Consider the following 26556-nt stretch of genomic DNA (forward strand, 5'->3'; position numbering starts at 1 on the left):
TAAAATTATTTCTTTTTAGCGCGCTTTTCGAGTTCAGCTTGTTTTCTTTTAGCCTCCTCAGCAGCCTGCAAAGACTTTTCAAGATACTTCTGGAACTTCGTTTGCTTCTTCTCTCCCGATGCATTCTTTCTGCGATTTTCGTCCAGAATAGCACGGATTTTATCTTCATTCACAAACTTCTTGATCAGAAGCTGTTGTCCGATGGTAACAATGTTCGAAACAAAGTAGTAGAAAGTCAAACCTGCCGGGAATGAGTTCAGAATGAACATGAACATCAAAGGCATGATATAACTCAACATTTTCATGTTTACCGGACCTGGCTGTGTTGGCGTGATCTGGTTGTTGTAATACGCATAACCGATACTTGATGCGGTCATCATGATCGTAAACAAGCTAATGTGGTTTCCTATTCCGAAAGGAATTGTAAACGGTAACTTAAAGAACGAGTCATAAGTAGACAAGTCATTTGACCACAGGAAATGCTCTTGTCTCAATTCAATCAGGTTCGGGAACAAGAAGAACAAAGAGAACAAAATAGGCATTGTGGCGAGTACCGGAATACATCCGCTTAAAGGACTTACTCCCACCTGTTGATACAATTGCATTTGATCCTGCTGCTGTTTAGCCATATCATCAGGGTTTTTCTGACGAATCTCTTCCAACTCAGGTGCTAGCATCTTCATTTTTGCCATACTCATATACGATTTGTATGTAAGCGGCATCAGCAATGTTTTAACAAATAACACAAGGCAGATGATCAACAAACCATAGTTGGAAATAAATGTTTCCAGGAAGTTGAAAAGAGGTACAAGGATAAACTTGTTGATAGGCTTAAGGAAAGCGTAGCCCAGATAAACGTTCTGGTCAAAGTTTTCAGCCTGAACCTTATCTATGACATGGTATTCGTTCGGTCCAAGGTAGAACTGGTAATTAGCTTCTCCGCTCTGAACAGCCGACAAAGGAATACCTGCCATCACACCCATGGTTTTCACAACCACAGAATCAGCCGGATTTACATCAGCCTTCAAAGATACATTTGACATCGGATGCTTGTTGGCAATCAGACCTGCGAGGAAGTACTTGTGTTTGATGGTAAACCATTTCACAGGATCAGCCGTCTGCGCCTGCTCAGCAGCGGTTGGGCTTGTTGCAAGGCTATTCAGCTCATCAGTGTAGTAGTTAATCGTAACTACTTCACGGTTTTTGTGCATATCATTTTCCAATTGCAACAGGTCATTCTTCCAGTCGAACTGAACGAATTTGTTAGCCTGTCCTACTCCGTTGGATTTGATACCATAACCGATCACATACCCACTTCCACGTACAGTGTAAGTCTGCTCTACAACCTGATTGTTAGGCAATGTTGCACGGTAAGTCACCACTGCCGAATCATTGGCAGCCAATGTCTTACCTTGTGCTTCTGTAGTAAAAAACAAATCAGTAAGTCTTACATCACCCGTTTGGGTAGGCAGGTCAATCTGAAATTTGTTATGATTTTCAGCAATCAGATAAAGTGGTTTCTGATCAAATGTTTTATATTTTTTCAACATCACCTCTTTCATCACTCCACCCTTGTTGGTGAAAACGATGCGGGCATCTTCTGTTTCAAAAACTATATCTTTTGCAGCAACCGGTGCCACAGCTCCGGAATCAGCACCAGTGAGTTGAACAACTGCTGTGTCAGCGCTGGCTGCATTTGCTACTGAAGATTTGGGGGTATCGTTTTTTACCTGGGCTACAGGTGTCGGCTCCGCGGGTTTTGGAACCAGCATCTGGTAACCTATCAGCATTAGCATGATGAGTACTAAGCCAACTATAAAATTTTTATCCATTCTAAACTTTAAATTATTGAAAAAGTAAACCCTGTTTGGGAGCGCAAAGGTAATAAGTTTTTCCCGACTGCCCGTTTAAAAACAGCGGATTACTCCACTGTTCAGGAAATTACAGATCTCTTGTTCTGAGAATAAGTCAGAGCTGCTTTAACGAAACTCACAAATATTGGATGTGGATTCATTACGGTGCTTTTCAGTTCAGGGTGAAATTGTACACCCATATAGAACGGATGCTCAGGGATTTCTACCATTTCCACCAAGTTGTTTTCAGGGTTAATCCCTGTAGCAAGCAACCCTTTTTCCTCAAAATTCTTAAGGTAGGCGTTATTGAATTCGTACCGGTGACGGTGTCTTTCTTTGATGTTCACTTTGCCGTAGATGCGGTTCGCAAGTGAATCCTTCTTAATCTTACACGGATATGATCCCAAACGCATCGTTCCTCCTTTGTTAGAAACGTCTTTCTGATCTTCCATAAGGTGAATCACGGGGAATTCAGTAGCTGAGTCCATCTCAACAGAGTGAGCCGTGTCCCAACCAATTACATTTCTGGCAAACTCAATCACTGCCATTTGCATTCCGAGACAGATTCCGAAGAATGGAATTTTGTTTTCACGAACATGCTGAATTGCCGCTATTTTACCATCAATACCTCTTTCTCCGAAGCCCGGCGCAACAAGCACTCCATCCAGCCCATCCAGTTTTTCTAAAACATTAGTTTCAGTAAGACCCTCAGAATGAATCCATTTGATGTTTACCTTACACTCATTGGCGGCACCTGCATGAATGAATGATTCTACAATTGATTTATAGGCATCATGCAATTCAACGTATTTACCAACCAACCCTATAGTGATCGAATCCAGCGGATTTTTAAGTCTTGAAAGGAACGTTTTCCATGCATCCAGATCCAGATCTTTGTCATTATAGATGTCAAGCATATACAATGCACGCTGATCCAATCTCTCCTTTAGCATCAAAAGTGGTACTGCATAAATAGTATCAGCATCCATTGCCTCTATTACCGAGTTGATCTGTACGTTACAGAACAATGCAATTTTTTTACGGATATCGTAAGGTAACGGATGTTCAGTACGGCAAACCAGGATATCAGGCTGAATACCTGCTTCCTGAAGCATTCTTACCGAGTGCTGAGTTGGTTTGGTCTTAAGTTCTCCTGCTGAGTTCAGATAAGGAATAAGTGTCAGGTGAATGATCAGTGTATCCTTTTCATTCATTTCAAATTTTACCTGACGGACAGCTTCTAGGAATGGCAGAGATTCAATATCACCCACACAGCCACCGATTTCTGTAATAACAATATCATAATCACCGGTTTGCCCCAAAAGAAGCATGTTTCTTTTAAGCTCATCCGTAATATGCGGAACAACTTGAACTGTTTTTCCAAGGAAGTCTCCCCTTCTTTCAGCTGTGATTACGTTGTGGTAAATCCGGCCTGTAGTAACATTGTTTGCCTGTGAAGTGCGGACATTAAGAAAACGCTCGTAGTGCCCAAGGTCAAGATCTGTTTCGGCACCATCGTCCGTTACGTAGCACTCACCATGCTCGTAAGGATTCATTGTTCCCGGATCAATATTCAGATATGGATCAAACTTTTGAATTGTGACTGAGAGACCTCTGGCTTGCAGCAATTTGGCCAATGAGGAGGCAATTATTCCTTTGCCAAGTGAGGATGTTACACCGCCCGTAACGAAAATGTACTTAGCGGTCTTTCGTGCTTTGGAAGCCATAAGACTTTGCTTTTTTTCTATGATTACGGGATACAAAGGTACAGCAAAAAATGGTAGATTTTTAAGCTGTCTTCACGAAATATTTGTTTCTGCGGGCTTAATGAATTGTAAGTCTATACTGTTAACCCACGAAATATTTTTTCCAAAGCGGTAATTCCATTGGTTTAATACCAGCAAATAGTACATAAATACTGTTGGTATGCAGATCAAAATGACTCAATTTTCATGAAAGCATGGCAAAAATCGTCACAGATTAACTTTCAACAACAAGTCGCCCCGACTTCATTTTTGTACTTTTCCGCATTGCGTTCAAATCACGTTAAAGTAAATTTGATACTGGTCAGCAATAGAAGCAGCCGCTCTGTTCACAAAAATTTGTGAACAGAGCGGCTGTCTTTAATCCTTTCAACCGGATTTTAAATCTTTATCTTAAGAAAGACGATCCTTGAAACTCTCGTATCCATACGATCGGATCAGCTTAAAATCACCGTTTCTAGTCACCATACCAATCGAAGGTAAATTAACACCGTTAAATGTTGTTGTTTTCACCATGGTATAGTGGATCATATCTTCAAAAATCAACTGATCTCCTGCCTGCAATGGCTGGTCAAAAGAATAGTCACCCATAAAGTCTCCAGCAAGGCAGGTCATCCCCCCCAGTCTATAGGTAGGCTTATCCGCAACAGCTTCCTGATGGGCATTCCTGATTACCGGCTTGTAAGGCATTTCCAATGTATCAGGCATGTGAGCTGCAAACGATGTATCCAAAATCGCAACTTCAATTCCCTGACTGTCCATCACATCCAGCACAGTTGTCACCAATTCACCAGTCCTCCAGGCAATGGCAGAACCTGGTTCCAGTATTACATCCAGATTATATTTCTCACGAATCGATTTAACCAAACCGATCAGTTTTTCAATATCATAACCTTCGCGCGTCATCAAATGACCACCGCCCATATTGAGCCATTTCGCCTGATGAAGCAAGTCTCCGAACTTATCTTCCAGCGCAGCCAGTGTACGTTCTAACGTATCAGAACCATTTTCGCATAGGGTATGAAAATGAATTCCCTCCACCCCTGCCGGCAGAGTGTCCGGCAACTTATCTCTTGTCACTCCCAAACGTGAACCAGGTACGCAAGGATTATACATATCTGTAGCTACTTCAGAGTACTGCGGGTTCACCCGAATACCGCATGAGAGTGAATGGGAAGGATTCTGCTTTTTGAAATCTTCAACGCGATCTTTAAAACGTTCCCATTGCGTTAAAGAATTGAAGGTAATATGACTGCTTCTTTCCAATATTTCAGAAAACTCCTGATCCAGATAAGCAGGCATATAGGTGTGCGCCTTGTAACCCATAAAATCATTGATCAGCTTCACTTCATTCAATGAACTTGCCGTTGCTCCTCTGAGGTATTCCTTTACAATAGGAAACGCGCTGTACATAGAAAAGCCCTTCAACGCAAGAATGATAGTACACCCTGCCTGCTTCTGCACAGAATCAATGAGTTCCAGATTACTTCTTAACAGGTTCTCTTGCAAGACAAAACAGGGGGACGGGATTTGGTTGTAATCAAATGACATTTTTCAAAAATAAATAGAATGATGAGACAACAGCGAAAGACATTGTTTCTTTACTTTTACAACAAAAGTAGAGCATTGAGGTTCGATAATATCAATTCATTTTCATTTTATAACATATTCATAATCGGATGGCCTTTTTAGTGCTGGATGTAGAAATGACAGGACCAGAGCCTGGCTGGAATGAAATCATTCAGATCGGAGCCGAATTTTTTGATGACCAGTGGCAGTCACGCGGCACGTATCTGCAAAATGTATACCCGGAAAACGAAGAGGCGTTTTCATCAAGGTCCGAAGAAATTCACGGTTTATCGATGGATGACCTGGAAGATGCTCCCATGATTTATGATGTTTTGCCGGAGTTTGAGAAATGGATTAAGAAACTTAATTCAGGCAAACCGAACTTATCTAATGTCATCATCTGCGGACAAAGCGTGATTAACGACATTAATTTTCTGAGGTACTCGTATCAAAACGAAAAGATGAAATGGTCGTTCTCCAATAAAATGCTTGATCTGCACACTGTATCCTATTTGTTTTTTCAGATTCTGGAAAAAAACGGAAAGCAGGTTCCGCGCTCGCTTAGTCTGGGATCCGTTTCTGCCTACTTCGGATTTGACCGTGAAGAAGATACGCATAATGCACTGGAAGACGCTCAACTCACTGCGAAATGCTTTAAGGAGTTTTTCAAACTTATTGATCAGGTAAAACTGGTATGATCGATTACAATCCTAAGGAGTGGTTCAAATACATTTTCTATTTTCAGAAAGCCGATACCACCAGGAAGTTGCTTCCCATGATTGTTACCATCGGCGTGTATTCCAGCGCGCTGGCTTATTTTATTCTCGTATATCTGAATCTGAGCGATAACAGTGATCTGAAAAATATTTCGATCATGCACTCCTTACTGGGTTTTGTATTATCTCTTTTGCTCGTTTTCCGAACTAACACTGCTTATGACCGGTGGTGGGAAGGACGCAAGCAATGGGGAAGCCTTGTAAATAGCAGCCGGAACCTGTGTTTGAAAATAAATGGCCTTATTCCCAGAGAATATACAGCTGAAAGGCATTTTTATAAACATATGGTGCCCAACTACGCATATGCCATGAAAAACCACCTTCGTGGCAAATATGTTTCTGCCGAATTCGAAGATTCCGACTGGATGAAATCAGCTGACCTGGACGTGAAAGAACATATACCTAATCAGATCGCCTCTCTGATGTTTGCGAAAACTATTGAATTACAGCGACGTGGACTCTTATTGCCAGAGCATGTTCTGCTGCTGAACCACGAACTGGAATCGTTCACCAATATCTGCGGCGCATGTGAGCGTATCAAAAACACGCCCATTCCTCTATCCTACAGTTCTTATATCAAGAAATTCATTTTTGCCTACTGTATTACACTGCCCATAGGATATGTTTTTGTACTCCATTTTCTGATTGTCCCGTTTGTCATGTTTGTGTTCTATATACTGGCGAGTCTGGAAGTGATTGCCGAAGAAATAGAAGACCCTTTCGGAGACGACTCAAACGATTTGCCTGTTGAACGGATATGTGGCGGTATCAGAACAACCTCCCATGCTTTATTAAACTGATGTTTGCTTAATCACATTCCGGATTTCCGAAAGTGTTGCCCATAGGGCGATACATACTGTCTGCAAAAAGTGTTAAAAAGGTCATCCAAGGGTGCTATTAATTAGCAAACCATTAGAATACAGCAAAAAGTTATTAGAATTTGAAATTTATCAAAACATTCATTTTTAGCCAAAAAATGAATGTTTTTACATAATTATTCTATTTATACAGAAAAAAACAAACGCATTTTACACGATTCGGTAAAAAATACCCGGTATCATCATAAAATACACACCTGAATTGATAAAATATAACAATTAGAAGGAAATTAGGACATTTTGGAGGTCTGACAAAAAGTTGTTTATTGCATATGTCCCTTAAAAAAGGATTTAATAAATGTGTTCAAAAAAGACTTTTAGATCATGATAAAATCAAAATTTGTCTCAGCAATCGTATTAGCCGTTTTTGGAACAATTGCAGTAAATGCACAGTCAATTGTAGATCCAGGCGTCTCAGTATATAATTACAAACACCCGAACAAAGCTGCAAAAGCAAAAGCGGTTCAGGGAGAAAAAACCATTCGTGTAGCCAATATGAATACCGTTGAAGGCTACTACAAAAGACAAAACAGAGGAACAAACGTGAGTACTACACCAAAGTATGCTCCACGTCCTGCAAGTCTGGTGGTAACCAGGACCTATCAAAAGGAAGGGGTTGATATTAACCCATTGGTATCTCCGCGTAATTACAAAACTCCGGCTGGCAACACGGTTTCAAAACCGAACACCGAAGTGGCTGATTACTACAATCCCAAAGACAGCACGACGCTTCCTACAGTAGATTAGGACGTTTCAGGCATTACGAATCAGACCGGTACACGATTGTACCGGTCTTTTTTTGTGCCCGATTTTTAAAAATCATTTACACGTATACTCCTCAAACACAGCAACTTCTTAGGAATATCCAACAAAAGTCACGCGTGTGAAATTTGTAATGATTTGTTTGAAAAACATATAGATTACCATTAGTTACATTTCTATTTTTGTATAACCAAACAATCAACTGAGCATACGGTAAACTCAATCATCTCAAATAGTGTTTACCGTATTTCACAGTTATTTTTTCTCAATTCAGTAATTATTTCAGAATATGTACAAACAGGGCATAGCCGGACTTTTAGCCTTGCAACTCTCTTTTTGCCTCCTCCCCAATACCGGCAATGGCCAGGTTTTAAGTATCGGAGAAGCGATCCGTACCGGGCAAACCAACTACGGAACTATCAAAGCCAAATCAGGTATCGTTAAGGCTTCTGAGGCATCAGCAGCACAGGCACGGAAAGATTACCTGCCTAATCTTAACTTTTCACTCCAGCAGGACTTCGGAACCATTAATGGACAAAATGGTCCACTTTATGGTATGGGACTTGCTGTTGCTTCTTCAGGCCTACCCCTTCCTGATCAGAACTGGAATTCAGCATTCGGAGCTCTGTACCTTACCAACGTCAACTGGGATTTTTATGCATTCGGCAGGGCAAGGGAAAAAATAAGAGTTGCCGAAACGGCTATTTCCAGAGATCAGAACGATCTTGATCAGGAATTGTTTCAGCATGGTGTTCGCGTTGCCGGAGCTTACCTAAACCTGCTGGCAGCCCAAAGACTGATACGTTCATGGGAGAATAATCTGGAACGTGCTACGGCCATTAAAAACGTAGTAGCGGCCAAATCAAAAAACGGGCTTGTTCCTGGTGTAGATTCGTCCTTTGCCAATGCAGAGATTTCCAATGCAAAAATTTCACTGACCCAGGCACATGATCAGGAACAGGAACTCAGTGCGAGGCTGGCTCAGCTCATGGGCATTACCGAACAGGAATTTGCGCTCGATTCGGCTTTTGTAAAAGCAATTCCTGACATTTCCTCCGATCCCTCAAAAATAAACAACCATCCCCTGCTTCAGTACTACAGCAGTCGCATTGCTTTCAGTGATCAGCAAGTTAAATACTTCCATACGCTGGGCTTGCCTACGCTCTCCATGTTTGGTGTATTTCAGGGGCGTGGTGCGGGCTTTTCGGCCAGCTATGCTACCAATCAGCATGCCTATACCCAGAATTATCTGGAAGGGATTAAGCCTGTGAGAGCCAACTATCTGATTGGCGTAGGTGCTACCTGGAATGTTACGAACATTCTGCGTATCAAGCAGCAGGTAACTTCCCAAAAATTTATCTCCCAGGCCTATAAGGAAGAGTACGATATGATTGACAATCAGCTTAAAAATCAGTTGATACTCTCGGATAATAAAATCAGAAATGCCATCTCTAATTTTACAGAAGCACCCATTCAGGTTCAGTCCGCATCCGACGCCTACCTGCAAAAGAGTGTTTTGTATAAAAATGGTCTGAGCAATATTGTAGACATAACCCAGGCTTTGTATCTGTTGAACCGCGCCGAAACGAGCAGAGATGTGGCATTTATCAACGTGTGGCAGGCGTTCCTGCTCAAAGCAGCTGCTTCGGGAGATTTATCTGCCTTTGCCAATCAGTAAGTTTCATTTGTAAAACGCTGTCAAAACCATCATAGGCCTATTCCTTTAATTAATATATTTCAATGGATTTAATACGTTTCGCACTCCGCAAACCCATCACAATTATTGTGATTGTGGCTGGTTTGTTTTTCTTTGGTATTAATGCGGTGCGATCAATCAAGGTGGATATTTTCCCTAAACTTGATTTGCCGGTCATGTACATCGCTCACCCGTTTGGTGGCTACACGCCCAACCAGATGGAAACTTTCTTTGGAAAGCAGTATGTCAATATTCTTTTGTATGTCAACGGGATCAAAACCATTGAAACAAAAAATACACAAGGATTGACATTGATGAAACTAAGCTTTTATCCGGGTACCAATATGGCCCAGGCTTCTGCAGAGCTTAGTGCGTTTACAAACCGGCTACAGGCCATATTTCCGCCGGGGTCCAACCCTCCCTTTATCATACGGTTTGATGCCTCAACCCTGCCGGTGGGTCAGCTTGTATTGTCAAGTGAAACACGATCTAACAATGAATTGCTGGATCTTGCGAACGTTTATGTACGTTCTTCCTTCACATCAATACCGGGGCTTGTCTCTGCCCCGCCATTCGGAGGTAACCAGAGAACGATTGTAGTGAAAGCGGATCCGGAACTGCTCAGATCGCACAACATGACCACTGATCAGTTGGTAGAAGCCATCAAACTCAATAACCAGACCGCCCCTTCCGGGAACGTTCGTATAGGCGATAAGAACTATATCACCCCCACCAATACCACGATTCGCACTGTAAAGGATTTTGAGAATATCCCCCTGTTCAAAGGTAGCGTTCAAAATCTGTATTTACGTGACGTGGCAACCGTGGAGGATGCAGCAGATATCACGTCGGGCTACGGACTTGTGAATGGTAAAAGGTCTGTTTATCTGAGCATTGCCAAAGGTGCGGATGCTTCTACGTGGGAAGTTGTACAGAATCTTAAAAAGGCGCTACCAAAAATTCAGAGTACGCTTCCCGAAGACGTACATGTGAGCTACGAGTTCGATCAATCGGTGTATGTGATGAACTCAGTAATGAGTCTGCTTCACGAAGGTGCAATTGGCGCCGTGCTGACCGGACTTATGGTATTGCTGTTTTTGGGAGATGCGCGGGGAGCACTTATTGTCGTTCTTACCATTCCAACATCCATCATCGCAGGCATTTTATTCCTTAATTTATTCGGACAAACCATCAATATCATGACCCTTAGCGGTCTGGCACTGGCGATTGGTATTCTGGTGGATGAAAGTACGGTGACAATTGAAAACATACACCAGCATTTCGACATGGGCAAACCCAAAGCACTTGCTATCTGGGATGCCTGTCAGGAAATCGCTTTTCCAAAGTTGCTGATTCTTTTTTGTATCCTTGCCGTTTTTGCACCAGCCTTTACAATGGGCGGAATTCCCGGATCGCTCTTCCTTCCGCTGGCACTCGCAATCGGTTTCAGTATGATTGTTTCCTACTTTCTTGCCCAGACTTTCGTACCAGTAATGGCCAACTGGATCATGAAGGTAAAACACCATAAAAAGGCAGATGGTACAGACATGACCGATGCGGAAGAATTTGCATCTGCCGACTTAAGTACAAACAGTGCCGAGCTGAAAGAGCATCTTGCCCATAAGCAGGATTTAGACAACAACGGAAAGATAGGATTCTTTGAAAAGGTAAGAAGCAGATTTAACCGCTTTATCAATCGGATGATGCCCTACCGCAGACCTGTTGTGATTTCTTACTTGCTGGTAACTACATTAGTCGCAGGATTTATGCTTACAAAAATCGGTAAAGATGTACTACCTAAGGTCAATGGAGGTCAATTCCAGGTACGTTTGCGCGCTGAAGAAGGTACCAGGATAGAGCAAACTGAGCAAAAAACGCTGAAAACCATTGACCTCATCAAAGAGGTTGTGGGTGAAGAGAATGTATCTGTAACTTCAGCCTATGTGGGTCAGCACCCTGGCTTGTTCTCGATCAGCCCGATCTATCTCTGGATGGCAGGACCGCAGGAAGCAGTAGTACAGGTAGCGTTGGAAGAAGGTGTACATCTGAACCTGGATGATGTGAAAGAACAAATTAGGAAACGTGTCGGTGAAACGATTCCAGGTCTGAAACTATCCTTTGAACCTATTGAATTGACTGACAAAATACTGAGCCAGGGATCCCCTACTCCTATTGAGGTAAGAATGTCGGGAAGAAACAAGCCTTTAAACGAAGAATATGCGAGAAAGATAATTGCCAAACTTAAAGAGATTTCTTACCTGCGTGATGTACAATTAGGGCAAAGCAACAAGTATCCTTCCATTAACATTGAGGTCGACAGAATACGTGCTGCACAGCTCGGGGTGGACATGAATGACATTTCCCGTTCGCTGGTGGCATCCACATCGTCTTCGCGTTATACGGATAAAAATATATGGGTGGACGAAAAAGGCGGATTCAGCTATTCTGTTCAGGTGCAGGTGCCGGAAAGCAAAATGGCAAGCATTAATGATATTGGAGAAATACCTCTCCTCAAAAATGCCACCCGCCCGATACTACATGATGTCGCAACGCTTACTCCTGACTCTACCTACGGAGAAAACGATAACCTTGGTTCGTTACCCATCCTTACGGTAACAGCCAATTTGAATAACCAGGATCTGGGTGTTGCTAAAGCAGATGTACAGGCGGCTATCGAATCACTGGGTGAATTGCCACGCGGTCTGAATGTGGAGTTAATTGGTATGAGTCAGACTTTAACAGATACACTGGACAGCTTACAAAACGGGCTTGTTGTAGCCATCATTGTAATATTCCTGATGTTGGCTGCTAATTTTCAGTCATTTAAAGTATCAGCCATTGTACTTGCTACAGTGCCTGCCGTAATACTCGGCTCTCTCGCTTTGCTGATGCTAACCGGATCAACGTTAAATCTTCAGTCCTACATGGGAATTATCATGTCGGTCGGGGTGTCGATTTCCAATGCAGTACTGCTTGTTACCAATGCGGAAGACCTGCGCAGGTTTGGAGGTAACGCTATTAATGCGGCTAAGGAATCCGCTTCGCTACGTTTGAGACCTATTTTGATGACAGCCGTAGCCATGGTAGTTGGTATGATCCCCATGGCGAGCGGTTTGGGCGATGCCGGTGATCAATCATCTCCGCTTGGGCGGGCGGTGGTAGGCGGACTGATTGCTTCCACCTTTGCAGCCTTGTTCATCCTGCCTCTTGCTTTCGCATGGGGACAGGAAAAAGCTTCTACGCAAAGTGTCTCTCTTGACCCTGAGGATGAAGAAAGCCAGTTTTATGTTCCTACCAAAAAATAACCTGCTAAACGAAAATTGACACTTATGAAACATATATCAAACATAAACACTGCACTTATAGCTATTGGTATGATAGCCATTTCGCAAAGCTGCGGAACCGGAAATGCAAAGGAAGAGGCGAAGGAAAAGAAGGAAGTGGTTGCAGAAGTAACTACAGAAGGGTTCGTTTTACAGAAAGGTGCTCTGGCCAGCTCACTACAGGTTCCCGGCGAACTCATCGCCTTTCAGCAGGTGGATTTGTATGCCAAAGTCAGCAGTTTTGTGAGAAAATTGTATGTGGATGTTGGTTCAGAGGTAAAAGAAGGACAACTTCTGGCCACCATGGAAGCACCCGAATTATCTTCCCAATATGCCAGCAGCATGTCCAGACTTAAATCTCAGGAGGCGATCTACATAGCCAGCAAGGCAAGTTATGACCGTCTTTTGGAAACCAGTAAAACACCGGGCACTGTCTCTCAAAATGAGCTGGACCTGGCTCTGGCAAAGCAAAATTCTGACTTTGCGCAGCTTGAAGCCGCAAAATCTGTCACAAAAGAGATCAGTGATACACGCAATTACCTTGAAATAAGGGCACCCTTCAGCGGCGTAATTACTACCAGAAATGTGAGTACAGGTGCGTATGTGGGTCCGTCGGGAAAAGGGTCAGAATTCCCATTATTTACTCTGGCAGATCAACGTAAGTTAAGGTTGGTTGTAAGCGTACCTGAGGCCTACAACAGCTATTTGAACAACCAAAGTGAGGTAAACTTCAGGGTGAAAGCGGTTCCTGATCAGAATTTTCCCGCTAAAGTAGCGCGTATGTCCGGGGCGCTGGACACCCGTTTGAGATCGCAACGTGTAGAAATGGATGTTCTTAATAATGGCAAAAAACTCTTACCAGGCATGATCGCAGAAGTATCAATTCCACTGACGCGTGGCAAAGAGACCTATGCGGTACCTAAGTCTTCAATTCTTCACTCAACTCTTGGCACTTTTGTTATCAGAGTTGAAGACAATAAAACAAATTGGGTTAGTATTCGTGAAGGGGCAAGCGCTGATGGTAAAACTGAAATCTTTGGCGATATTAAAGAAGGAGATATATTGATCAAAACTGTGACGGAAGAAGTGCGAAACCATACGGAAGTCAAAAATCTGAAAACTGTCTCTCTCTAATACAGCGAGGTTTTACTCTGATTAAGCACAATACGCAGTTTGAAACCTGCAAGATCAGTCTTTACCTCCTGACATATACCGTTCTTATAGGAATACACTCCCTGCTTGCCATCAGGTAGGGAGACTCCATAACTCCCATCGGCCAGCTTTTTCACGCTGCACATCTGGCCATACCTTTCCGAATAAACCTCTGATATCTTAACAGGCTCCTTATAATACAGGCTTGTAACTGTATTCAAAATCGGCTCGTTGAATTCTTTGCTCTTTTTCTTTTCTCCATCGTCTCCGGAAAATGAAACTGAATAGGCTGATTTATTGATGCTTTTTGTTTGCGTACGTTCCTTTAAATCCCCGTTTACATGATGTGCTGATACTGCAGTGACCAGCCTTCCATCTTCAAAGTTGGTTTGTGTAGAATACTTCCCCGAATAGAAGAGTATTTTGAAATCTGATTCGATGCGGTGCATATCCTTGTCGTTACCAACTTCACTGTCAAAGACTTTCAGCGACCCGATCGTTCTGCCCGCTACAATTACATCATACACATTATGCTGTGCTTCCGCGTCTTTAAATGATGCTTCGGCATTTAATAGCAAACAAAAAACCAGGAGCCTGATCATACGTTGATTTTATTAGAGATTTCGAACTTTTTCAGGTATTACAATTTCTATACCTGCACAATTAATTTTTCAAATTACTCAAAACGAATAAGAAACTATTCATCATGAATAACGGAGCAAGAATAATTGTACCCTTTTCTACTATCTCCTGCCAGGTATGAATAAAAAAACCGCCTGCCCCAAATTGGGAACAAGCGGTTTTCATGGCTAATAGATGCTAATTTCTTTAGTAAAGTCTAAAATGCTCCGAACTTCAATGTGAGGTTATAAGACAGATTGCTCAAATCGGCGTCGGAAAGTCCGTTGCCACTATTGCCGAACGCTCTGCGATAGGACACCCCCGGACTAAAACGCATCCATTTCAACAGATTAAATTCAACCTGAACACCCGGCTCCATCACAAAGAAGAAATTCGCATCCCGATCTTCAAAGTCATCCCAATCCCAGTCGTCCCAGTCTCTGCGATCATACTGAGTAGTGAAACCTGCTCCGGTAAGCAAGTTGACATTAAAGTGTACCTTCTTTGTAGACGCAAAAACATACTCCGTCATTAAGCCGAATTGACCATACTGGTACGTCATTTTCGAACCCGGAAACTGATTCACATTCCAGGGAGCAGGAATGTAGTTGGTAGTAGCCGCCCCTCCTACACCCAGCATAAACTTCCTGTTGACAAACCAACCTCCATAAACCCCGACCATATTGGCAAAATCTCCGTTAATCGTCGTGAATTTGTTGGAAATAGCTGCGTAACCTCCTGAATGGCGAACGGGCGACTTGCGGAAAATTGTTTCATTCTGCTGGGCCCGGGCTGAAATGCTGACGGCCACCATGGCGACAACTAGAATTCTATATATCTGATTTTTCATAAAGTGATTGTTTAGAGCTCTGACAATCCATAGTGGATGTACCCCCTATCAGATCTAAAAAAATATTAAAACACCTAGCCCGATCCGTCGCTGTTGCCGTAGAAATAGTAAATAATGTGATGATATAACGTTCATACTGCGGCACCTTTTCATCAATTGCCATTCTTCTTTTTCTACAAATGATGAGTTTCTTGGAAATATGCAACAAGTACTTTCTTCTTTTATTAAAAAAGTACAATTAAACTGAATTTAATTATTTGACATTATGTTAATTTTGCATCGGAGAATATCGAAACAGCTATTTTAACTGATATTCAAATCAAACGGGCATAACCCGATCTGGAAAAAATTATATCAATTTATATAGAATCAACACCATCACCACATACAGGAACAATTTTCACTCCTATGAATTATTCAATATTAGCACCGTCCGACTCCAGAAAATATCTACGACTTGCCGTCGCAGCTTTTTTCTTTGTTCAGGGATTAAGTTTCGCCGCCTGGGCTAGCCGTATTCCGGATATTAAAAACATGTTACACCTCACAGAAGGTGGACTTGGAACTGTACTTCTTGCATTGCCTCTGGGACTGATGGCAAGTCTTCCCATTTCGGGCTGGGTAGTTACCAATTACGGAAGTAAAAAAATGGTACTGATCGGAGCGGTACTTTACGCAATCACACTTGTTTTCATTGGCTTTGTGACCAGAACCGAGCAATTGGTAATAGTACTTTTTGCGTTCGGACTATGGGGAAATCTTACAAACATCGCCATTAATACACAGGCGGTTGCTGTCGAGCAGGTTTACGGAAAGTCTATAATGGCGTCATTTCACGGTTTGTGGAGCCTTGCAGGTTTTGTGAGTGCGGTAATCGGTTACGGATTCATTTCTTACAATATTCCTCCGCAAATACATTTCAGTGTAATCGCAGCATTTGCATTTCTTATCATGTTTACTGCTTACAAGCACACCATGCCTGACAGCGAAAAGCAAGCCGGAGAATCGCAGCCGATGTTTGTAAAACCAGACAGGGATTTGCTGATTCTTGGCTTAATCGGATTTTGCGCAATGGTATGTGAAGGTGCTATGTTCGATTGGAGTGGCGTTTATTTTCAGGAAGCTGTACATGTTCCGGAATCCATGAAAACTTTGGGTTATGTAGCGTTTATGTTTACAATGACTGGCGGTCGTTTTACTGGTGACTGGCTTGCTAACCGCTTGGGTCGCAAGAAAATTTTGCAAATCAGCGGGTTGTGCATGGGATTGGGTTTAGCCATTGCTGTACTTTTTCCGCACCTTATCACCGCAACAATTGGATTTCTTCTGGTAGGTTTTGGTGTATCTTCTGTAGTTCCTCTTGTTTACAGCGCGGCTGGTAAGTCTACCTCCATGTCGGCAAGTATGGCCCTGGCGGCAGTTTCCTCCATTAGCTTTATTGGCTTCCTTATAGGCCCACCATTGATCGGAATCGTTGCTCAGTTTGCAGACCTTCGCTGGTCCTTCGGAATAGTTGGTATTTTGGCTTCTCTGACCGCCATTCTCTCTTCGAAAGCCCGACTGATCAAATAAAATTGATTGCTTATCAAATTGTACATTAAAAAAGGACATCTCTAATAGATGTCCTTTTTTAATGTGTCAAGATAGTATTCTAACATTGTTAAATTAATATAACATCGAAAGATATATGATTTTACAATGACTTAACCCAAGAATTGTTTCACATAATTACGACTTGTGAGTATCGCCGTTGTAACATCTGTAACGTTCCCTTCATATGCTTTATCTTCCACCTCAATGACCACAGGACCGCGGTATCTTACGTCTGTAAGCGCAGCAAAAAAACCTCTCCAGTTGACATCCCCCAAGCCCGGAAGTTTCGGAGAATGATATTCCAGCGGATTGGCCATAATTCCTACCCTGTCAAGCTTATCTCTATATACTTTCACATCCTTAAGATGAATATGATGTAGCCTGTCTTTATAGTTATAAATAGGCTTGATTTCATCCATCATTTGCCAAATCATGTGTGAAGGATCATAATTGAGCCCGAATAAAGGACTTGGGATAATTTCAAACATTCTGTCCCACACAGCAGGACTAATTGCCAGGTTCTTCCCTCCCGGCCACTCATCGTCTGTAAAAAACATCGGGCAATTTTCAATAGCCACCTTAATCTGATATTCCTCGGCAACCTTGATAACCGACGGCCATACATCAGCAAATATTGCCAGGTTCTCCTTAATGCTTTTGCCAGGATCACGTCCGATAAAAGTCGTTACAACCGGTACATCTAATTTGTGGGCAGCACGGATAACCTCTTTGATATGCTCAATGTAGAACTCAGAACGCCCCGGCGTCGGATCCAGGGGGTTAGGATAATAGCCCAGCGCTGATATGGAAACATTTGCCTCTTTGAGTGTATACTTAATTTCCGATATCCTCTTATCATTAAGTGACCGTACGTCGATGTGCGTCACCCCTGCATATCTGCGGCTATCACTGTTATCAGACGGCCAGCACATCAGCTCTACACAAGAAAAACCATGGCTTGAAGCAAACCTGATCACATGTTCAAACCCAAAGTCTGCCAGAATAGCGCTGTTAAAACCTAATTTAAGCATAAGAAAAGTAGATGATGAATACTAAATGAATAATGCAGACACTTCCCATATTTACTCATTGCCAATGATATGATCGGAATGGGCAATAGGATGATCATGCTGCTGTGCAATATCCCCAAAGTCCATGCAAAAAGCGATGATTTTTCTCATAAATATGACCAGAATGTTGCGTGAGTGTCAAAAAAGTACATTTTGAGTAGAATCATAACATGTTCATCACACCGTACGACACTTCATCATTGACCTGTACCATTTGTAACTATCCAAGGCAATGAAATCCTTGAATATTTGCTAATATTGAGATAAGATATTGATGAATCTAAACACTTTATTGCAACTATGAATAACTCTGAACCAGGTTTTGGCAAGAAGATTCTGAGCTTTTTCATTAACGAGGAAGAAAAAACAGAAAAAGTTATACCGGCTCAGCAGAAGACTGCACTCCCTGTGCCTTCTTCTCCGGGCTCCCCGGCACCCAAAAACGATATCCCGCAGGATGAAAGACAAAAGTTCATTGAACACTTTGTTCAGCTTCTTGAAAAGGCAAATCTGCCGGGCCCGGATTACTTCGAATACAAACAGGCGCTGAAAAGCATGGATCAGCTCGGACTCTCTGAGGAAAAGCGATTTCAGGCAGCCTGGGCTAGTTTTAAGGCTATGGCAAACCAAAGTGATACCAGCATTCTTACCACGTCTGCCAATCAATACCTGGCTGCATTGGACAAAGACCGTGCTGCCTTTCTGAAAGATGCCGAAAAAGCATTGAATGACCGGGTCGGTTCACTGCGGGATGAACACAAAAAACTTCAGGACGGGAATACGGCAATGAGTCAGCAAATTGCAGATTTACAAAAGAAAATAGACGACAATAACAACCGGCTGGGGCAGATCTCAGGAGAAATAACAGAACAAAGCGCAAGAATCAATCAGAACCGCGATGGTTTCGAACAGACTTACGCCACTTTTACCGAACAGATCAAAACAGATTTAAACCATATTAATACGTACCTCAAATAAAACAACACATGTCAACACCAGATTTTAGTCAGATAGGCGGTCCTCAGGACGATGGCTCCCGACGATCCTATTGGAGCAAACCCGAAGGAGTTACTTCCCTTCTGTTTATGGGTGCAGCAGGTGCCGCGGCGCTCTATTTTTGGAACAAAATCGCTGGTTTTCTCATTGAGGTAACTCAAAATACACTGTACCTTGGCTTTCTGATGGCCGTGTTAGCAGTTTTGATTTTCCTTTTTACGAGCAAAGATGTACGCACTGCTGTTTTCTTTCTCTTCAAAACGCTGATGAGAAAAATAACCGGCATCGTTATTAAGCTGGATCCGATCGCCATTATGAAAATTTATATTGATGATCTTAAAGAGAAGCGTCAAAAGATGCAGGGACAAATCGATACCCTTGCAGGACAATTGGTGAAACTGAACAAGAATATCAATCAGAACAACGAGCAGATAAAGCAGAAATTTGCCGAAGCTAACAAGGCAGGTACTATGCTCGACCGTCCGGGAATGAAGGAAGTTGCATCTCTTGCAACCATAGAAGGCGCTGGTTTACAGGAAATGAACGAAAAGCTTTTCCCACTTCAGCGTAATATGAAAACGGTACTGGAATTTATGGAGAAAGTGAATAAAAGTGCAGATTACATTATTAAAGAGACCGAGATAAAAGTTAAACTGAAAGAAGCTGAATACAGGATTGTCAAGGAAAGCTCCAATGCACTAAGAACTGCGGTGAGTATCTTCAAAGGAAACCCCGACAAAAAGTTCTACTTCGACGAATCAATGGAATATATCCAGGATGATATGAGCCAAAAGCTGGGTGAAATGAAAAGAGCAATGGATCTATCCATGGACTTTATCAATGGCGTGGATGTACAGAATGGACTTCTTTCGGATAAGGGCCAGGCCATGCTAGAAGCTTATAATCATGGAGAGTTTAAACTTATTCGGCTTGATGCTCCGCAAAGTCCTTCTTCGAGAAGCGTGGATGTACCCAAAGAATCAGGTTATAAAGGACTACTTGATTGATTTAATTATTTAAATTTATAAAAATAAACAAACAATTAACAATAGTAAATATGAAAAGACTAACTGTAGCAGGCCGATTATTAATTACAGCACTGATACTGGGAGCAATATTCCTGGGTTACAAGTATCTTGGAGGGCAGGAAGTGGTAGACAAGATGGCCGTTGACAGGGCACAAGCTCCACAAACGGAAGCGACCACATCTGACACTGAATCGAGTGCGTCTGGTACGAGCTCAGACAATGAAGCTACTGACGACCGGCAGGGTTCATTTACCTACACACCACCCGCCCCTGTTGATGGGAAGTTAAAAGGAGTGGTTGAACTTGGCGCCAGTGGTTTCAATTCCTTTATAATAAAGGTTGACAACCAGAAAAGATGGAGTCTGGAGAAGGCTGAATTTGGGAACAGTCTGGTTACTGAAAACATGGCAACTGACGAAGATGTAAGAATCGGTTTAAAAAAATACATAGGCACAATGCTTGATTACGGCGTTGGAGCACGTGAAATTCACTTTGTAGTGAGCTCAGGAGCCGCGAAGGCAGAAGTAACTCAGAAAATTACGAAGGCTTTGAAATCGCTGAACTATGTTGTTAATCAGGTAACTCCTGAACAGGAAGGTCAGTTGGCTTTAAAATCAGTTCTACCACAAGAATATACCGACAAAGCATTCGTAGTGGATATTGGCTCAGGAAATACTAAAATATCCTGGCTGAATGGTTCAAAAGTTACTGCTATTGAGACTTACGGTGCAAAATATTTCCAGGAGGGTACGGATGATTCAAAGGTGTATCAGGAAGTAAATGCAAAAGCAAAACAGGTACCTTCTAATCTCAGAAAAACATGCTTCATTATCGGAGGTGTTCCATTTGAGATGGCGAAGGAAGTAAGGAAAGGGAAAGAGAGGTTTACAACACTTAGCGCTCCAATTGCATATAATAAACTAACAAATGCTAAGTCAAAATCAGGAGTTAACATTTATAAATCAATAGCTGATGCGACTGACTGTGAGCAGTTCGTGTTTGATTGGGACGCCAACTTTACAATTGGGTTTTTATTAGGGCTTTAATTTAAGAGTACCGGTTATAGGGGGAATTTAGATTGTTATTTTATAACATATTTAAATTCCCCATTTTTATATCTTCTTTTCCTATTTTACGAACATGACACTTTCGCAGCTATTCAGTTACATTTCACAGCACCCCTGGCCCGCGGCTTTTTATTTTATTTTGTTGCCATTTGTAACATGGTTTATTGGCATAGTAGCAACAGGTAGCAAAGATGTGAAATTCTGGAGTTACATATATGCAGTACTGGTTTATGCTGTGTGCATTCCGGGCGTTTTTGCCGTAATCCTGAATATCTATCTATTTTTGTTCGAAAGGCAGAGTATCTGGGAGGCGAACATCATTCTCCAGTATCTACCCATTCTATCCATGGCGATTTCGCTGATTTTGATAAAAAATAAGATTCCATTCAAGCTAATACCAGGTTTTGGCAAAATTTCCGGTTTTCTTACCCTCATTGCGGCGCTTATTGGAGTGATGTGGTTTTTTGACAGAATACGCTTAGTAGCATTCACTTACGTTCCGTTTAGTGTCATTTTAACAGGCTTTATTCTCACTTTACTAGCGATCAGATTCGCATGGAGCAAACTATTCTGAACAATGGGACGTACGTTCAAATCTCTGTAAGTGAAAATCAGAAGATTTTTGCCCGGCAGCTGGTAGAGCATTCACTTCATCATCACAAAGTGGCGAACATCTGGGACAGGCAGCTAAGCGAATTTTCAAAAAGCAGACTCATGCGATACACCGGCACCTTAGGAGAGGTTGTCTTCGCAGATGCCTATCACCTTCCTCGCCCTGTTCATTCCTTCGGTGCTTCAAGCGGCCAAGACCTTGGTCAGGATTTTGAAATCACATCTTCAGATTCTCACAAATTTTCCATTGATATTAAATCAATGAAACGGCATTCGGGTGTATTATCAGGCCACTACGTGCTCAACATTCAAGCTGTTCAGTTACACAGGAATAACTCCAAAACCTCACACTACTTTTGTATCTCATTCCATCAATCAGAAAAAGAGGGTACTATAGCGTCTTTGCTGGGCTTCGTCGATAAACAATCTTTGGAAGATGGTCACCTCGGCTCTCTCTTTAAAGCCGGAACTATCCGCGCCAGAGCCGATGGCTCTTCCTTTGTCCTGCGTGCCGACACCTATGAAATCATGCTTTCGGAAATAGCACCGCCGGTTATTACAGATTACATTACGAGACTTCCCGGATTTAAAATCTGTGATTTGATAAACTGAATTATACCGGTATCTTTGACGTTTTACAGTCAGATCACCTTTAATTAATAGTGGGCGCAAGCTACTCTGCGACACACGAATGGCCTCAAAAACACGTATTTTCGAGAAGCGAAAACTCCTCGGTCAGATTTATACTCCATCCTTCATCGTAGAAAAAATGCTTTTGGATACAGGTTTTTACGACTTGTCCTCCGGCAAAATAAGTATTCTTGATCCAGCTTGCGGAGACGGCCGTTTTCTCGTTCCTATTGCAGAGCATTATATCAAAACAACACCTCAGGATAAGCTCAAAGAAAAGCTCGAACGTATAGAAGGCTGGGACATCGACCCTTCCGCTATTGCTCTATGCAGGGATAATTTAAACGCACTTCTAGACGGAATATCCACCCCGATCAACTGGAACCTGAAACGAAAAGATGCCCTGCGTGGCCTGAATGGAAGGAAAAAGTACGACCTGATAGTCGGGAATCCTCCTTATGTAAGGATACAGAATGTAGCGCCTCAGCAAAGGAAATTTGTGCAGGATAACTACAGTTTCTGCAAGTCCGGCTCTACAGATATTTATGTTGCTTTTTTTCAATTAGCCCATAGCCTTCTGAAAATAAACGGATTATGTGCACTCGTTACTTCAAATTCATTTCTCACTTCGCAAACAGCACTGTCACTTCGTTCCTTTTTCAGCGATAGTAAAGTTCTGAGACAGATCACAAACTATGGTACGCAAAGGATTTTTGAAAATACCGGAACCTATGCAGCCATAACCATCTTTGGAAATACCCAAAAGGACAATTTCCTTTACGAACTGGTTGATCCTAAGGATATTTCCAGACAAAGAAATATTCAATACGGGGAAATCGAAGACGCTAATCAATGGCATTTATCAATAGATCAGGCTCAAAAAATGAGTGGCGTCAGACTGGGGGATTTGTGCCAGATTTCAATCGGAATTTCTACCCTTGCTGATCACATTTATTTGCTAAAACCGATAGCCAAAGGTGTAAAACTTACAGAAGCAATTACTAAAACTGGTCATTTTCTGCTGCTGGAGAATGAAATTTTAAAGCCGATTGTTAAAGGGTCCAAGCTGAAATCAAGTGACGATACTATCTCTGAAATGATTCTATTCCCTTATCAAAAAGACGAAAAAGGCAAATACAAAATCATTCCGGAGCAAGAAATGGCAATCCGCTTCCCAAGAGCTTACAATTACCTGCTGAGCATGAAATCGGAGCTTTTAAACAGGGATAATGGTAAGATAAACAAGGTCGCATGGTACGCGTTTGGGCGGTCTCAGGGGCTTGACAGTGCCTTTGGCAGAAAGATTATCTTCTCTCCTATCAACAACTATCCTAACTTCATTTTATACGATAATCCTGACTGTACTGTCTATTCAGGCTACTTTCTGAAATTCTCAGGTGATTACGAAAAGCTGCTGCAACAGCTTAATTCTCAACGAATGGCGGATTTTGTTGCTGTTGCCGGCCGCGACTTTCAGGGTGGATATAAAGGATACAACAAAAAAGTAATTGAGAATTTTGTTGTAGAAGAACTGACAGCTTCTTATGCCATGAGCCATGATATCAACAAGCATCACATTTCAGATTAACACACTTAAAATCAATGCGTTATTAAATATTCATCACCAATGAAAGAAACAATCAAATCCGGATTTACCGGATACCAATACTTTGTCATTGCCATTCTTGCCTTCATCCAGTTCACTGTTGTACTGGATTTTATGGTTTTGTCCCCTTTGGGAGCCATACTAATGCCAGAATTATCGATTTCTACAGCTCAGTTCGGGCTGGTAGTCTCCGCTTATGCTTTCAGCGCAGGAGCATCAGGTCTGCTCGCCGCCGGCTTTGCGGACAAGTTTGACAGAAAAAAGTTATTATTATTTTTCTATACCGGTTTTGTAATTGGCACCTTGCTTTGCGGATTAGCCCCGGATTACTATTCATTGCTGGCCGCCAGAATCGTTACCGGTATATTCGGAGGAGTGATCAGCTCTATCGGATTCGCAATTATTACGGATGTTTTTGCTTTGGAATTCCGGGGCAGAGTAATGGGGTTCGTACAGTTAGCGTTTGGCGCGAGCCAGGTTTTGGGGATACCTGTGGGTTTATATCTTGCCGGAATTTTCAATTGGCATGCTCCATTTCTGCTGATCGTTGGACTTAGTACCATTATAGGAATAATCATATTTTTATATCTACAACCTATCACCGCCCATCTCAAAATTCAAACTGAAGAAAGCGCATTTTCGCACCTTTGGAAAGTGGTTAGAAAAGGACCTTACCAACGGGCTTTTCTGGCAACAACTCTATTGGCAACCGGTGGTTTTATGCTTATGCCTTTTGGAAGCGCTTTCGGTGTGCACAACCTTGGGATATCATTAGAACAACTGCCTCTCCTCTATGCAATTACGGGAGTGTGCATGCTGTTTTTCAGCCCGATGATCGGAATTTTGAGTGATAAGATCGGAAAATATAAAATGTTCGTGATCGGTTCGGTAATCACAGCCATCATGACTTACATATATTGTAATCTGGGTGTCACTCCCCTATGGATCATCCTCGTGTTGAATGTATTTCTGTTTGTCGGAATTACGGGTCGTATGATCTCCGCATCATCCCTGATGACAGCTGTTCCCGAAGCTTCCGACCGTGGGGCCTTCATGGGTATCAACTCTTCGGTGCAACAAATATCCGGGGGTATCGCTTCACTGATAGCCGGGTTGATCGTACACGAAACAGCAACCGGATATATTGAAAATTATCCTCTGCTCGGAAACGTAGTGATTGTGGCGGTTGCCATTGCAGTACTACTGATGTATCAGATACATTTATACGTGAGCAGCAAATTAGCAAGAGACGTTAGCTCAGGAAATCCAGGCTGAACAGTTTTCCGGTTTTCTATAGCAAATTGAATGAAGGACTTTCCACACGGGAAGTCCGTTTTGTTGGTAGCCTCACCAGAAGTAACGATCAGAAAAATAATTTAAAGATAACGATCGCATAACATATACTCATTATGAGCTACTTGTAAAATTTTACAATATTTATCTTTTTATATTTAGAATACTTTTTAAAAGTTTACTACATTTACACCAGTAATAAACTTTTAACACTTTTTATTTAAATAGATAAGTCATAAATATATTTTATGTTTATTTACATATCAATCTTTAAATAAACATTTAACTTTTTATACTTATAATACTTTTTAAATGAAAATCATAAGTATTGTCAACAACAAAGGAGGAGTTGGAAAGACCACTTCTGCGCAAAGCATCGCCGCCGGACTTAGCAAATTTGCCAATGCCCGTGTACTCGTAATTGATCTGGATGCACAGGCAAGCTTAACAAAAAGCTTCGGTATCACACATGCGGGGCTGAAGAAAGACAGTGGCTCCTTTATTACTGGCGAATACGAATTTGACGAAATCGTCAAGAAGGTGGGTGACATAGATATCCTTCCGGGATCAGCTGAAATGATACATAGAGAAGACACGATTAAGTCGGCTCCTATCTTTCCTTTCAACCTGCGGATCGCGTTAGAAAAAGTGAAAGACAGATATGATTTCGTAATCATAGATTGCCCTCCGGCACTTTATGGAAATACGCGTCTGGCACTGGTTTCCTGTCACCAATATTATGTACCTCTTCAGGCTGAATTTTTAAGCTATGAAGGTTTGAGAAACTTTCTTGTTTACTCGGCAGAAATCAAAAAAATAAGTCCGAGCACGAACCTTGGCGGAGTTTTTGCAACACGGTATAATCCTAAAATCAGAAAGAAAATAAGTCACGAATTAATTAGTGCCACAAGAGAACAACTGGGAGAATCGTTTATGAATTCTTTCATCCGGGACAACATCTCCCTATCGGAAGCACAAGCGAGCGGACAGACTATTTTTGAATATGCACCGAATAGTAACGGGGCAGAAGATTACTACAAACTGACCAAAGAAATTTTGGAACGAATAACTAACTAAAAGATATGGCTAAGGAAAGGAAATTTGATTTTGCACCACTTCCACTTGTAGCAGATGTGCAGGAGGATATGGAACTGGATATACCATCACAGGTGGTAGATACTGCTCCTACCAAAGTTACATTTGACTGTGACTATATCCTGATGGAAAACATGAAGGATTATGGTTACTGGGAAGGTCTTACTCAGAAGGACATTATTCTGGAATCTTTGAAACTGTATTTTCAGAACAAAGAGATTCGTCCGCGTCCCGATAAGATCCGGAACAAAACCAAAGTGGGCCGCAAGCCAAAAAACGCAAATGACTGACCCTGCCAAGCACTAGTCGCACACTGAACAAAA

Annotated in this window: 22 protein-coding genes; 16 read left to right on the plus strand and 6 right to left on the minus strand. The window is 42.0% G+C overall.

Annotation, left to right across the window (positions count from 1 at the left end; genetic code table 11):
- Positions 1 to 5 precede the first annotated feature (5 nt).
- The 3 genes from yidC to nspC all read right to left on the minus strand — a co-directional run bounded on the left by yidC (position 6) and on the right by nspC (position 5167).
- Positions 6 to 1832 carry a membrane protein insertase YidC gene (yidC, locus tag DSL64_RS00770; protein WP_115828728.1) on the minus strand — a complete coding sequence of 609 codons (1827 nt, stop codon included), beginning with the start codon at positions 1830 to 1832 and terminating at the stop codon, positions 6 to 8.
- Between the two features lie 101 nt (positions 1833 to 1933).
- The gene (gene pyrG, locus DSL64_RS00775; RefSeq protein ID WP_115828729.1) at positions 1934 to 3580 is read right to left on the minus strand and encodes a CTP synthase; all 1647 of its coding nucleotides are present in this window, start codon (positions 3578 to 3580) and stop codon (positions 1934 to 1936) included.
- A 429-nt stretch (positions 3581 to 4009) separates the two neighbouring features.
- A complete protein-coding gene (nspC, locus tag DSL64_RS00780; protein ID WP_115828730.1) occupies positions 4010 to 5167 on the minus strand; it encodes a carboxynorspermidine decarboxylase in 1158 nt (385 codons plus the stop codon).
- 128 nt (positions 5168 to 5295) lie between these two features.
- Between nspC and DSL64_RS00785 the strand changes: the two genes are divergently transcribed.
- From DSL64_RS00785 to DSL64_RS00810, 6 genes are all read left to right on the plus strand, one after another.
- On the plus strand, positions 5296 to 5883 hold the full coding sequence (locus DSL64_RS00785) for a 3'-5' exonuclease (protein ID WP_115828731.1): 588 nt from the start codon (positions 5296 to 5298) through the stop codon (positions 5881 to 5883).
- Positions 5880 to 6761 (plus strand): bestrophin family protein, encoded by an 882-nt coding sequence (locus tag DSL64_RS00790; RefSeq protein WP_115828732.1) that lies wholly within the window; start codon positions 5880 to 5882, stop codon positions 6759 to 6761. Before DSL64_RS00785 ends, DSL64_RS00790 begins: the two co-directional genes overlap by 4 nt.
- 402 nt (positions 6762 to 7163) lie before the next feature.
- Positions 7164 to 7586 (plus strand): hypothetical protein, encoded by a 423-nt coding sequence (locus DSL64_RS00795; RefSeq protein ID WP_115828733.1) that lies wholly within the window; start codon positions 7164 to 7166, stop codon positions 7584 to 7586.
- Between the two features lie 304 nt (positions 7587 to 7890).
- Positions 7891 to 9279, plus strand: a complete 1389-nt coding sequence (locus DSL64_RS00800; RefSeq protein WP_115828734.1) for a TolC family protein — start codon at positions 7891 to 7893, stop codon at positions 9277 to 9279.
- A gap of 62 nt (positions 9280 to 9341) precedes the next feature.
- Entirely contained in the window at positions 9342 to 12602 is a 3261-nt protein-coding gene (locus DSL64_RS00805) for an efflux RND transporter permease subunit (protein WP_115828735.1), read from the plus strand.
- 24 nt (positions 12603 to 12626) lie between these two features.
- Positions 12627 to 13754: an efflux RND transporter periplasmic adaptor subunit gene (locus DSL64_RS00810; protein ID WP_115828736.1), complete on the plus strand. Its 1128-nt coding sequence runs from the start codon at positions 12627 to 12629 to the stop codon at positions 13752 to 13754.
- Here DSL64_RS00810 and DSL64_RS00815 read toward each other — a convergent pair.
- Together DSL64_RS00815 and DSL64_RS00820 are read right to left on the minus strand one after the other, a co-directional pair.
- A complete protein-coding gene (locus DSL64_RS00815) occupies positions 13751 to 14374 on the minus strand; it encodes a DUF6134 family protein (protein ID WP_115828737.1) in 624 nt (207 codons plus the stop codon). The genes DSL64_RS00810 and DSL64_RS00815 overlap by 4 nt on opposite strands.
- Before the next feature lie 236 nt (positions 14375 to 14610).
- A complete protein-coding gene (locus DSL64_RS00820) occupies positions 14611 to 15243 on the minus strand; it encodes a hypothetical protein (protein ID WP_199539310.1) in 633 nt (210 codons plus the stop codon).
- Positions 15244 to 15651: 408 nt separating this feature from the next.
- Between DSL64_RS00820 and DSL64_RS00830 the strand changes: the two genes are divergently transcribed.
- Complete coding sequence (locus tag DSL64_RS00830) at positions 15652 to 16815, plus strand: MFS transporter (RefSeq protein ID WP_115828739.1); 1164 nt, start codon at positions 15652 to 15654, stop codon at positions 16813 to 16815.
- 131 nt (positions 16816 to 16946) lie between these two features.
- On the opposite strand, the gene DSL64_RS00835 is transcribed toward DSL64_RS00830, so the two are convergent.
- On the minus strand, positions 16947 to 17867 hold the full coding sequence (locus DSL64_RS00835; protein WP_115828740.1) for a sugar phosphate isomerase/epimerase family protein: 921 nt from the start codon (positions 17865 to 17867) through the stop codon (positions 16947 to 16949).
- Between the two features lie 339 nt (positions 17868 to 18206).
- Between DSL64_RS00835 and DSL64_RS00840 the strand changes: the two genes are divergently transcribed.
- The 9 genes from DSL64_RS00840 (at position 18207) to DSL64_RS00880 (ending at position 26523) form a co-directional block, all read left to right on the plus strand.
- Positions 18207 to 18884, plus strand: a complete 678-nt coding sequence (locus DSL64_RS00840) for a hypothetical protein (RefSeq protein WP_115828741.1) — start codon at positions 18207 to 18209, stop codon at positions 18882 to 18884.
- A gap of 8 nt (positions 18885 to 18892) precedes the next feature.
- Complete coding sequence (locus DSL64_RS00845) at positions 18893 to 19909, plus strand: coiled-coil domain-containing protein (RefSeq protein WP_115828742.1); 1017 nt, start codon at positions 18893 to 18895, stop codon at positions 19907 to 19909.
- Positions 19910 to 19959: 50 nt separating this feature from the next.
- Positions 19960 to 20976 (plus strand): acetate and sugar kinases/Hsc70/actin family protein, encoded by a 1017-nt coding sequence (locus DSL64_RS00850; RefSeq protein WP_115828743.1) that lies wholly within the window; start codon positions 19960 to 19962, stop codon positions 20974 to 20976.
- Between the two features lie 94 nt (positions 20977 to 21070).
- Positions 21071 to 21571 (plus strand): hypothetical protein, encoded by a 501-nt coding sequence (locus DSL64_RS00855; protein ID WP_115828744.1) that lies wholly within the window; start codon positions 21071 to 21073, stop codon positions 21569 to 21571.
- Positions 21553 to 22221, plus strand: a complete 669-nt coding sequence (locus DSL64_RS00860) for a hypothetical protein (RefSeq protein WP_115828745.1) — start codon at positions 21553 to 21555, stop codon at positions 22219 to 22221. The genes DSL64_RS00855 and DSL64_RS00860 overlap by 19 nt, the downstream gene beginning before the upstream one ends.
- 79 nt (positions 22222 to 22300) lie before the next feature.
- Positions 22301 to 23827, plus strand: a complete 1527-nt coding sequence (locus DSL64_RS00865) for an HsdM family class I SAM-dependent methyltransferase (protein WP_115828746.1) — start codon at positions 22301 to 22303, stop codon at positions 23825 to 23827.
- A 39-nt stretch (positions 23828 to 23866) separates the two neighbouring features.
- Entirely contained in the window at positions 23867 to 25120 is a 1254-nt protein-coding gene (locus DSL64_RS00870; protein ID WP_115828747.1) for an MFS transporter, read from the plus strand.
- Positions 25121 to 25450: 330 nt separating this feature from the next.
- Positions 25451 to 26215 carry a ParA family protein gene (locus DSL64_RS00875; protein ID WP_115828748.1) on the plus strand — a complete coding sequence of 255 codons (765 nt, stop codon included), beginning with the start codon at positions 25451 to 25453 and terminating at the stop codon, positions 26213 to 26215.
- 5 nt (positions 26216 to 26220) lie between these two features.
- Positions 26221 to 26523, plus strand: coding sequence for a hypothetical protein (locus DSL64_RS00880; protein ID WP_115828749.1), 303 nt, complete (start codon positions 26221 to 26223; stop codon positions 26521 to 26523).
- The last annotated feature ends 33 nt before the right edge of the window (positions 26524 to 26556 follow it).

The sequence above is a fragment of the Dyadobacter luteus genome (genome assembly GCF_003383615.1).
GTDB lineage: Bacteria > Bacteroidota > Bacteroidia > Cytophagales > Spirosomataceae > Dyadobacter > Dyadobacter luteus.